This is a genomic window from Streptomyces yaizuensis, from assembly GCF_034961445.1.
GTDB lineage: Bacteria > Actinomycetota > Actinomycetes > Streptomycetales > Streptomycetaceae > Streptomyces > Streptomyces yaizuensis.
Window position 1 is genome coordinate 1 of the sequence record NZ_BSBI01000029.1, and the last position, 9,808, is coordinate 9,808.

Annotated in this window: 10 protein-coding genes; 6 read left to right on the forward strand and 4 right to left on the reverse strand. The window is 75.3% G+C overall.

All coding sequences use genetic code 11. The features are described from left to right. Positions 1 to 584 precede the first annotated feature (584 nt). The 4 genes from SYYSPA8_RS36920 (at position 585) to SYYSPA8_RS36935 (ending at position 4,441) form a co-directional block, all read left to right on the forward strand. Positions 585 to 1,178, forward strand: coding sequence for a hypothetical protein (locus SYYSPA8_RS36920; RefSeq protein WP_323451858.1), 594 nt, complete (start codon positions 585 to 587; stop codon positions 1,176 to 1,178). A 459-nt stretch (positions 1,179 to 1,637) separates the two neighbouring features. Next, positions 1,638 to 1,886 carry a hypothetical protein gene (locus SYYSPA8_RS36925; protein WP_323451859.1) on the forward strand — a complete coding sequence of 83 codons (249 nt, stop codon included), beginning with the start codon at positions 1,638 to 1,640 and terminating at the stop codon, positions 1,884 to 1,886. After that, a complete protein-coding gene (locus SYYSPA8_RS36930; protein ID WP_323451860.1) occupies positions 1,883 to 2,791 on the forward strand; it encodes a helix-turn-helix domain-containing protein in 909 nt (302 codons plus the stop codon). The genes SYYSPA8_RS36925 and SYYSPA8_RS36930 overlap by 4 nt, the downstream gene beginning before the upstream one ends. A 1,083-nt stretch (positions 2,792 to 3,874) precedes the next feature. Then, positions 3,875 to 4,441 carry a hypothetical protein gene (locus SYYSPA8_RS36935; RefSeq protein WP_323451861.1) on the forward strand — a complete coding sequence of 189 codons (567 nt, stop codon included), beginning with the start codon at positions 3,875 to 3,877 and terminating at the stop codon, positions 4,439 to 4,441. Positions 4,442 to 4,631: 190 nt separating this feature from the next. On the opposite strand, the gene SYYSPA8_RS36940 is transcribed toward SYYSPA8_RS36935, so the two are convergent. Continuing rightward, the gene (locus SYYSPA8_RS36940; protein ID WP_323451862.1) at positions 4,632 to 5,159 is read right to left on the reverse strand and encodes a hypothetical protein; all 528 of its coding nucleotides are present in this window, start codon (positions 5,157 to 5,159) and stop codon (positions 4,632 to 4,634) included. A 328-nt stretch (positions 5,160 to 5,487) separates the two neighbouring features. On the opposite strand from SYYSPA8_RS36940, the gene SYYSPA8_RS36945 reads away from it, so the two are divergent. Continuing rightward, the gene (locus SYYSPA8_RS36945) at positions 5,488 to 6,210 is read left to right on the forward strand and encodes a hypothetical protein (RefSeq protein WP_323451863.1); all 723 of its coding nucleotides are present in this window, start codon (positions 5,488 to 5,490) and stop codon (positions 6,208 to 6,210) included. Between the two features lie 75 nt (positions 6,211 to 6,285). Here SYYSPA8_RS36945 and SYYSPA8_RS36950 read toward each other — a convergent pair whose 3' ends face one another. The 3 genes from SYYSPA8_RS36950 to SYYSPA8_RS36960 form a co-directional block, all read right to left on the reverse strand. After that, complete coding sequence (locus SYYSPA8_RS36950; RefSeq protein WP_323451864.1) at positions 6,286 to 6,918, reverse strand: endonuclease domain-containing protein; 633 nt, start codon at positions 6,916 to 6,918, stop codon at positions 6,286 to 6,288. Between the two features lie 341 nt (positions 6,919 to 7,259). Next, a complete protein-coding gene (locus SYYSPA8_RS36955; protein ID WP_323451865.1) occupies positions 7,260 to 7,520 on the reverse strand; it encodes a hypothetical protein in 261 nt (86 codons plus the stop codon). 725 nt (positions 7,521 to 8,245) lie between these two features. Beyond that, on the reverse strand, positions 8,246 to 8,911 hold the full coding sequence (locus SYYSPA8_RS36960; protein ID WP_323451866.1) for a hypothetical protein: 666 nt from the start codon (positions 8,909 to 8,911) through the stop codon (positions 8,246 to 8,248). Between the two features lie 506 nt (positions 8,912 to 9,417). Between SYYSPA8_RS36960 and SYYSPA8_RS36965 the strand changes: the two genes are divergently transcribed. After that, positions 9,418 to 9,750 (forward strand): hypothetical protein, encoded by a 333-nt coding sequence (locus SYYSPA8_RS36965; protein WP_323451867.1) that lies wholly within the window; start codon positions 9,418 to 9,420, stop codon positions 9,748 to 9,750. The last annotated feature ends 58 nt before the right edge of the window (positions 9,751 to 9,808 follow it).

Genomic DNA, 9,808 nt, shown 5'->3' on the forward strand with positions numbered 1-9,808 from the left:
CCCGGCTACGCCGGGTAACCTCCGGCCTTCGGCCGGAGGGCTCGGCCCTTCGGGCCTTCGCTGGAGTGAACTGCTGTGCTCCGCGCTTCGCGCGGAGCGCCCCGGCCGTTGGCCGGGGAGTGCCGGGGCTGCGCCCCGGGGCTCGGGGGCTCCGCCCCCGGCGGGCTGGGGGTGGGCCGACCGCGCCCTTCGGGTGCTTGGCCGGGTTGAGTGGGTAAGTGGGTTGTTTTGATGGGGTGTTGCCGGGGCCTGTGGCCTCTCTGGTGAGGGGGCTGGTGGGTGCCGGGGGGTTTCTGTTCGTGGCCGGCCTGCGGCCGTCTTGGCTGAGGGGGTGGGCACCTCCGCTGCGCTCCGGTGTCTGGCGGGTCGACTACATGTCCTATTTGCGTTTGCTATTGTTCTTTCGATTTCTGGGTGATTACTTTTTGTAGTGGTGCTGAAGTTTGCAAGCTACAAATGCTCGGCGGGGCCTGCTGGGCCGTCAGCCCCCTTCGGCGGGTGGCGCGTTCGCGGGACAGGCGGCGGGCGGAGGCGGCACGGTGTACGGCATGGAACGGCGCGTGGGCGTGAAGGAGGCGGGGCGCGTGGTTGGGGTCACGACGGTGACGGTGAGGCTCGACGAGGTGGTGGCGGCCGAGGCGCGGCGGCGGGTGGAGGAGGGCAAGCGGGTGCGGGCGGTGCTGTCGGCCGATGATCGCTGGTACACCTACCGGCTCCCGAGGGAGGAGGCTGCCCGGGTCCGGGCGGCCTGGCGGGCTGAGGTCGAACGGCTGCGTACGGCTGGGGAGTTGCTCGACACGCTCGACGTCCTGGCCGCGTTCGGGGTTCGCGCCGAGCTCCGCGCCCGGGGCTGGGATCGCCACTGGCCCCCGCTCCCGCCCGAGGCCCCCGCCGAGAAGGGGCGCTGGCCCGGAAGCCGTGATCGGTGTTTCGCCGGGTCCCTCACCCTGCGTCTGCCGGCCGGGCTCGCCGCCCAGACCCGCGCCGGCTGCTGGGACGTCTCCAAAGGCGCCATCGCCGAAGTCCGCCGGTGGCGGGACCGCAGCCCCGGCACCGTCCGCGACGCCACCGAACTCGCTCTCTACGAACAGCACGCCGCCAGCATCACCACCCCCGGCGACATCTGGCGGGCCGCCATCCGGCGCTCCCTCACCACTGCCCGGAGCGAGCCGCGCTGAACTGACGCCACCGGAAACCGGGCCCCGCCGCCGGGTGCCGCACCGGCGTACGCGGCACCTCTCCGGCTGAAAACCGGTGCCGGGCGGCGCAGCGGCGGCTTCGCCCACAAGCCCGGGTTGACTGGTGAATGCGCAGGTCGGCGGGGACACCACGGTGCTGACGGTGTGGAGGACGGGCGGGGCCTGGCCGGCGGTGCTGCGCAGGGATCGGGGCGCTGCGGGGCGTCCCGAGGGAGCCTGGTTCCTGCTCCTCGCGGGCCTGCGGGCCGGGGCAGCGGCGGGATGGCATCTTCTCGGTTCTGCCTTCTGGCCTGTGTGGACATAGGAGTCCGGAAGCTGACGTCGGCTCCGGCGGCTGCGGGCGGCGACTCGCGCCCGCGGCCCGCGCGCTGTCACCATCGGCTCACACTCCGGGCCCGGCCCGGCCGAGCACCCCAACTCCCGTACGGAGGCACCGCTGTGTCCACTCCCCCGCCCGTCCCGCTGGCGGCCGAGCCCGCCGCCGGGGTGCCGGCCCCGGCTGCCGGCCGCATCGGTGCCGCCGAGGCCGCCATCGTCATCTCCGCCATCACCGCGGTGACGGTCCTCGCCGTCCTCGAACGCCCCGTCCCCGCTCTCCTGACCGTCCTCACGGCGGCCTCCGGCCTCCTGCGCCTGCCCGGACGCCTCCTGCGCCTGCTCGCCGCGCTCGCCGGCGGCCGGCCGTGACACCCGTTCCCGGCCGTGCCCGGCCGGCCGGTGAGCCGGCCGAGCTCGCCATCCTGCGCGGCTGGCTGCGCGGGGCGAAGGCCGCCGCCCTCCCGGCGGCCCGGGCCGCCGGGAAGCGCGCGACGTTCCAGTACCTCGCCGACCGGGCCTGCGCGAGCGGGAAGGAGTACGTGGTGTCCGCCTGCACACTGCGCCAGGCCCTCGACGGCCGCCTGCCCACCGTGCGCACCACCCTGGCGTTCGCCCGCGGCGCCGGAGCCGACGAGGGGACGGCCCGCCGGCTGTGGGTGGCGGCCGACCGCGCCGTTCACCCGCCGCAGCGCCGGCCCGCCCCACACGTCCCCGGCCGGTTCACCACCCGGGCCGGACTCGTCCGTGCCATGGGCCGCGTGCGCGCGACCGCGCCCGACACCAGCCTGTCCGCCCTCGCCCGCCAGGCCGGGCCGGGACTCTCCTCCAGCACTCTCCACCGGCTCCTCACCGGCCGGCAGATGCCCACCACCGCGCAGCTGACCGCGTTCGCCGCCGCCTGCGCCGCCGGTGACGAGGCCACCGCCGCGCTCCTGGCCGGACACCGGCGCGTGCTCGACGGCCCTCCGCCGGCGCCCTTCTACCCGTGCGCGTACGCCGAGCTCGCCGAGGAACGACGCCAGCGTGACGAAGCCGCCCGGCCCTGGCTCACCGAGGAGGAAGAGGAACTCGACTGGTACGACCAGCAGCTGCGCGACGAGGAAGAAGCCCGCTTCCGGCGCTGGACCCACGAGGCCGAGGCCCTCCTCGACGAGCACCAGGGCGACAACGAACAGGCACAGCGCACCGGCCCCGGGCCGGCTCGCAGCACGGACCCCCGAGGCGGCACGGACGGCGTGCTCGCCGCGCTGCTCCGGGCGGCCCGCGGGCAGTGACCGGCCGGACACCCCGGCCGGCTCCGGATCGGCTCCGTCCGCCGTCGAACAGCGGGTACAGGACAGCCTACTCAGCGGCGTCGCCCCAGAGTCAGCAGCCCGGCCACGGCCGGCCCGCACTCCGGCAGGCGGTACACCGGCCCTCACGATGCGGCAGCCCGCGCGTGTCACATCCGCGCCCCCTGCCGGCGGCCGGCCTCACGATGCACCGCGCGACGCTCAGGACGGCGGCACGGACCTGGTCGGCCGGAGTCCGGCGACCAGGACAGCAGGCCCCCGCCCAGCACACCGCCGGGGACTCCCCCAGACAGAACACCAGAAAAGAGCGCTGCCGACCGCCGCAGCACCCGCCGGTACGGACCCTCACAAGACCGGCGACCGGGCCCTGAAAGCGTGGCCGGGCGAACCCTTCTGGTGACGCCGGTGACGGTGACGGTGGCGGCGCGGGCGCGGCACTCGGCGCTGGGGAGGTGGGCTGGGCACAGCCGCGGCGAGGGCGGCGGCGGTGGATCCCGAACCGCGGTCCAGGGCGTACCGGCCCGCGCGGCCGGCTCCCGGGGGCAGCCGGCTCTCTGCCCGGCCCGGCCCGGCCCGGGCCGCGGTGTGGACGGCGGTGAGCACCGCCACGGCCGCCGCGCCGGCTCGGCGGCCGGGTGCCGGGTGCCGGGTGCCGTGGGCCGGCCCGTCAGGGTACGTGCGCAGCAGGTGCCGCGCCGCCCACACCGCGGCCCGGTAAACCGCCGGGCGGCCGCCGCCGCAGGGCCGTTCTCGCCGGTGCCTCCCGGCCGCGGGACCCGTACGGCACGACGGCCGCGGGGCCGCGGTGGGACGCGGCGTTCCCGGGCCCGGGCGGATGGGCAATCCGCTGAAACCGCCCGCCGTGCCTCCCCAAAGGAGGCGGCGGCGTGCCCTACGGTGAGCCCCAGCAGCCGAGACTGCGGGGCTCACCAGGGTCCTTGCCAACAGGCTCCGGCCCCGGCCCGGAAGCACGGCAGAAGCCCAGCGGGATCTGGTGCTCCGCCCATAGCCCGGTCACCGACTCCTGGGCCGCAGGCCGCCGGGGTGCCGCCGCCCGGAGACGCCATGGCCACCGACTTCCGCCAGCTCCAGCGCCTCGCCCGCGCCCTGGGGCTCACCTACCAGCAACTCCTCGCCCGCTACCGCGCGGCGCACGGGCGTGGTGCCCCGCGGGCCGGTGCCCTCACCTGGGCCCGGCTGCGCGCACTCGACGACAGCCTCGCCGGCTCCCTGGCCCACGCGCCCACCTGGGCCCTGCTCAGCCTCCGGCTGGACCCGGAGGTGCTGGCACGGCTCGTCGCACGGGCCGACGCCGACCGGGCAGAGCGAGACCGCATCGCGCCTGGCCACTACATCGACGCCGCCCTGCGCACCGGTCCCCGGCGCCCGACGGAACAACGGGCGTGCACGCGGAACTTCCTCCAGGCCCGCGGAAACTCCCTTCCCCGGACCGGCCTGATCACCGTCCGCCTGAGCCCCGACGCGCACACCGCCCTCCGCGTACTCCGGTCCGCACACGCCGACGGCGGCCGATCCTTCGTGCACGCCGCCGCCTCGGCTCTCACCGACCACTTCCTCACCCGGCTCCCGCCGCAACCGGCCGCCGCGGCAGGACATACGGGAAGACCCTGACACCGCGGTATGCCCGGCGCGGGGAGCGGACGGTGACACCGGGCCGGGACGCACCTCCGCCCGACGGGGCCGTCGGCCCGTTCGGCACCAAAGGAACCGGCCGCGCGCTCACAGGGCGGCGGAAGGGCGCCGGCCGCCGGCTCACCGCCTGAGGCCGGGGCCGGGTTCCCGGCGGGGCCCGGCCCGGGGGTTATCCCCGGCGGTGGGGCCGGTCGGGATCGGGGTACAGCGCGGCCCGCCCGGCGACCTCGGGAAAATCGCCGGCGCGGCTGATCTCGCACCGCTCGCCGTAGCCCTCGGCCCACCGGATCGCGGCGCGGCGGGACCACTCCCGGCGCAGCACGGTCCCCTCGTCGGGGAGCCAGACCAGCCAGTCGCCGCGCCCGTCCCGGCGCCGGTACCAGGCGGCGGCGAGGACCAGGCCGACGGCGGCCTCCACGGCGGCCAGCGAGAGCGGCAGCACCCGGAAGAGCCCGGTGTGGGGCTGCGCGAGGAGGGCCGCGACGGCGGCGCTCGCCAGCCAGGCCGGCCAGTAGGCGTAGGGGCGCCGGGGGAAGACGCGGAAGCACCCGGCGGCGGCACCCGCGAGCAGCACGACGGCGAGCAGCCGGAGCAGCGGGTCGCCCGACGTGGCGGCCAGGACCCCGGTGAGGATCCCGCACACCGCGAGGGCGCCCACCGCCGCGCGGTCGTGGGAGAGATCGCGCTGCGTCGTCATCGTCCGTCCCTCCCGGGCGTCGCGGGGTGCTGCGGGCGCCCAATGTAGCTGGGGGGCGGGCGGCTGCCCCCGGCCGCCCACGGTATGCGGGGTGCCGGGCACGGCCAGAGGCCGGGGCCGAGGGGCGCAGCGGGGCGGGGGCCGGCGCGGCCGAACAGGGACCAGGCGGGCATGGTGCCGTCCATGGTCGGTTCGGGGCGCACCGGACACACCATATTGACTCTTAAGGCTTGCATTTTCGCCTTCATGAACGTATAGTCTTAAGAGTCACATGGTGTTGTTGTCGCCTCTCTGAACGACAGCCGCCCCGGACCGAGGAGCACCCGCGATGATCACCACGATGCGCTTGAACGCCAACGGCCACCGCCTCCTGCGCAAGGAGGGCAGCGAGATGACGGTCAAGTCCGAGCCCGGTGAGGAGCGCCCCGACTCCGTGCACGGCGCCTACCCGGCCTGCGCCGTGTGCGACGAGTGGCCAACCTATGTCCTGCGCGGCAGCGAGCTCCATGTACAGGACCCGTGCCCCTACCCGATGGGCATCACCACCGAGGTCACGCTCGACGTGCCGTCGGGGAAGCTGATCGTCAGCGACGACCTGCGCGACGTCTACGACACCGACTTCTTCGCGGGCGCCGACTACAACACCACCCTCGGGCAGGCGCAGGTCATCAAGGCCATGGCCGCGCTCGGCTGCGCCTTCGGCCCCGTCAGCAACACCTGCCCCGGCCTGTACAGCACCGGGGCGACCAGCTACGTCATCGCCTCCGTGCACTCCGACGAGGACACCGACGGCCCCGCTCTGCCGGAGTCGGACCGGCTGGCAAGTATCTGCACCGACCTGTGGGCTTACATGCTCGCCGACTTCGAGGACTGGAAATCCAGGGGCGGAAACCCCCACAGGCGCATGCACGGCGACTACACCGTCATCGACGTCCCCCGGGGCACCTACAAGATCACCCACCACACCGGCGAGCACGGCTTCGACCGCGACGCTCCCGGCATCGTGGAGTTCGCCCACATCGAACGCGTCGCCCCGCTCCCCGCCCCCTGACCGGCAACTCCCCCGCCCCTTCGCGCAGACCGCCTACGGCGGCGCGCGCCGGGCCCCGCAGCGCGCCCGGAGCCGTCAGGCTCCGCCCCCGAACCACGAGCGGGCGTCGCCGGTGAAGGTCTTGACCAGGCCGCGCGGAACCGGGCTGTTCATCCCGTCATCCGGTTCGAAAGCGGTCAGGACCACCTGCCGGGGCCCGGGACCGTACCGGAGACGGCAGTGGTGGCGCTCCGCCTCCTCCGCGTCGGCAAGCGGGCCGGTCTTCGTCCACTCGCTGTTCCGAGTAACCGACTGCCCGGACGCGGTCCAGTACACGTACGGGAGCGGCAGCAGCCGGCGCACCCTGCGCAGGCCGTCCGCGAACCGCTTGACGGTCATGTCCAGATAGGCCAGCTCCCCCGGGTACCAGGCCAGAGCGTCCGTCCCGTCGGCCTCGAACCGCCAGTGCAGGTACGCCGCCTGGACCTGCATCCGCCGCCCGGGCACGCGCAACGCCGCCTCCATCGACCCCAGCCAGCTGTTGCAGCTCCTGCACAACACGCCGCGCACGAAACCCGTTGCCGCGTCGTGGTCGACGGCGGCCGACGGCCTGCGCCGGCACAGCTCGCACCCGGGACGCCGCCGGAGCAGCTGCGCCCGCTCGGCGTCCGGCATCCGCGCGTACACCCGCTCCGGCTCGCGGCGCTCCCGCCACAGCGCGGCGGGCACCACCGGAACCGGGACCGCCCGGGCACCATGCGGCGCGCGCAGCTGGCCGGGCCGGCTCGCCCCGGGGGCCGACGGCGGGCACCACCCGGGAGAACGGGTCGGCCGGCACGGGACGGGCGCGGCGTCCGCCGGCGGGGGCGCTGCGGCGGTGCTTCCCCGCCCAGCCCGTCAGAGCGGCCAGAAACATCCGCGCGGTCATCACCCTCTCCTCCGTGCCCGTTCGGATCGTAGGGAGCAGAACGCACAACGGCCCCTCCACGGGTCCGTCCGGGCCCACAGCCCCTCCCGTACGCAGGTGGCGCCGGGCGCGCGCCGGCACAGGCCCCCACAGGCGGGGGCGCCTACGGCACCCGGTGGCCGGCCTGGGCGCAGCACCGCGCCGGCGGCTCGTCGCGCTCCCACACCACGCGCGCGAGCCGCTCCCCGCCCAAGGCCCCGACCAGGGCGTGGATACACCCGGCACGGCGGCCGTCGTCCAGGGCGACGGCGCCGCCGGGCTCCCACGTGCCCGCGACGTCGTCCGCCGCACGGTGGATCACGAGGAACCGCCGGCGGCCCTCAGGAACCGCCGTATCCGGCGCCAGGTCGCTTCGGTCGCTCACACACGCACCGTACGGCCGGCCTCTGACACCGCGCCCCGGGCCCGGCCGGGAGCGCGGCAACGGTCGTTCACCCGGTGCACGCCGGACGGAATGCGGACGGTGCCGGGCAGCGGCGGCCGGCCAGAAGGCGGGCGCAGCAGTGCCGCCCGGGGCCGCCGGGTGTGCGGAGGACCGGCAGCTTCCGGGCGGTGCCCGGCGACGGGGCGGGGCCGGTCGGAGGGGGTGGCTGATTCCGCTTGGCCCGGCGGCGTCTTGATGCCGTTGTCGGGTGCTGACAGGTGATCAGGGTGCGTGGTGCCGGGGACGGGTGGCCAGCCCCGGCCGGGGTACAGGTCCCGCGCGGCAAGGGACGCGCGCCCGCAGGGGCGGCGGCGAGGCGGGGGCGGACCCGTCCCGCTCCAGTTGTCCGTTCGGTCCGCTCACCGCGACCGCGGCACTCGCCGGACCTCCGGCACACCCGGCACGGGTCCGGGGCTCACGCCCGGCCCTTCCCCGGTACGGAGAGGCCGGCGGGGGCGCGGGGTTCCCGTCACCGGCCGGCGGCCGGATCGGGCAGGGCCCGCGCTCGTCGCCTCGCCCGGCCGGCGGCCGGGCCGTGCGCAGCCCCTTCCCCGGGGACCGCGTACGGCGCGTGCCCGCACGGCCCGGTGGGACACCACCGGCCGGCGCCCCGGGGTGCGGCGGCGGGGGTCCGGCAGGGTGCCGGGCCCCGGGCCCCGTGCGGGTCAGATCAGGGAGAGCAGCCGCATCCGGTCCACCGTGGCGGGCGTGGCCGACAAATGGGCGCCGGTGACGGTGCGGACCACGGCGCGGCCGCCGTGCGCCTTCAAGATCCGGCCGCTCGCGGACACCAGGCGCCAGGGGCCGTTCCACCAAGAGGCGTTGGGCGCGCACGCCAGGGTCAGGGAGTAGCGGCCGTCCGCGCGCTGCACCGGGGTGAACCCGTGCTTCAGGCCGAAGGAGTACCAGTAGGTCTCACCCGCCTCGGCGGGGTGCCCCTCGTACGGCTCGCGGACGATCTCGGCGTCCTCGCGGCCCAGCGCCCGGGTGATGCGGTGGGGCTTGTCGCCGAGCCAGGTGAAGACGCCGGGGTCGGCGGAGGTGACCGTCCAGACCTCTTCCCCGGTCCAGGTGCCGTCGTCGGCCGCCGGAAGTTCCTTGGGGCCGACCCCGGTCACGACGGCCGTACGGGTGCCATCCGCGTTCACCCGCAGCCACGCACCGCCCGCCACCTCGGTGAAGCCCTCACCCGGGGTCCAGCGGGCCGGGGCATCCGCGAACGCCGTGGCGGGGAAGAGGTGTTCCACCTCGACGAGGTGGGTGAAGGGCTCGGTGCTGTCCGGGGTCCGGCGTGCCGCGCTGATGATGTTGCGGGTGAGGCTGCGGTTCATGTCGGCACTCCCTGAAATCCGTCCCTATTGACTCTTAAGACTATACAGTCAGGGGGAGTGAAGTGCAAGCTTTAAGAGTCATGCGGCTGGCGAGTCACGCTTTCGCACGCCACGGGGCCGGGCGCCGCCCGGGAGCGCGGTTCCGCAGGAGCCGGTACAGGGCGGGGCGTGCCGCTGGCCCGGCACCCGCCCCGGGAAGGTGGACCGCTCCCTTCCCTGCCCGCGCAGGGCCCCGCCCCTCCGGGCAGACAGCCGGAGCGCGCCCCGGCCCCCCGTCCGGCCGGACGGCGGCGGGAACGCCCGGCCTCCGGCGGGCCGCAGCGGGGCGGGGCCGGGCCCCGCGCGAGCGGGCGGGTGCGCGTCCGCCGTTCCGCCCCCACGGCGGCGCGGCACCGGAGGCAAGCCCCCGGCCGATTATTGACTCTTAAGGCTTGCATCTCCTTTCGATAATCTGTATAGTCTTAAGAGTCAAAACGGCGAGGGAACGACCACTACCTGGGGGCCTGATGTACAAGGACGAGAACAGCGGCGACGAGCTCGAAGCGATCCGCGCCGGGCGCCTGGACGCCGACCTGGAGATGGCGCAGATGAACGCCGAGGCCGACGCCTGGCACGCCGTGCGCGACCTGGGGTACTGCAACCACGGCTCCGCCGTCGGCTACCGCAACCCGCCCCTGTACGAGGCCCAGAAGCTCCTCAAGCCCGGCCAGTACGCCTGCACCGCCGGGTGCGGCACGGTCTTCGCCGACGACGACGACTGGTACGCCCAGCTCGACGATCCGATGGCCAACCCCGTCCCCCTGCCCGCCCGCACCCCGGCCCCGGCCACCCCCCATTGACTCTTAAGGCTTGCCTTATGACGCACACTTCTGTATAGTCTTAAGAGTCAACAGGGGG

What these genes read in the sequence shown, in the direction of transcription:
- SYYSPA8_RS36940 (WP_323451862.1), bottom strand. Translation starts at nt 5,159, where the DNA reads ATGACGACGCAGCGCGATCTCTCCCACGACCGCGCGGCGGTGGGCGCC.
- SYYSPA8_RS36935 (WP_323451861.1), top strand. Translation starts at nt 3,875, where the DNA reads ATGGCCACCGACTTCCGCCAGCTCCAGCGCCTCGCCCGCGCCCTGGGG.
- SYYSPA8_RS36945 (WP_323451863.1), top strand. Translation starts at nt 5,488, where the DNA reads ATGATCACCACGATGCGCTTGAACGCCAACGGCCACCGCCTCCTGCGC.
- SYYSPA8_RS36960 (WP_323451866.1), bottom strand. Translation starts at nt 8,911, where the DNA reads ATGAACCGCAGCCTCACCCGCAACATCATCAGCGCGGCACGCCGGACC.
- SYYSPA8_RS36965 (WP_323451867.1), top strand. Translation starts at nt 9,418, where the DNA reads ATGTACAAGGACGAGAACAGCGGCGACGAGCTCGAAGCGATCCGCGCC.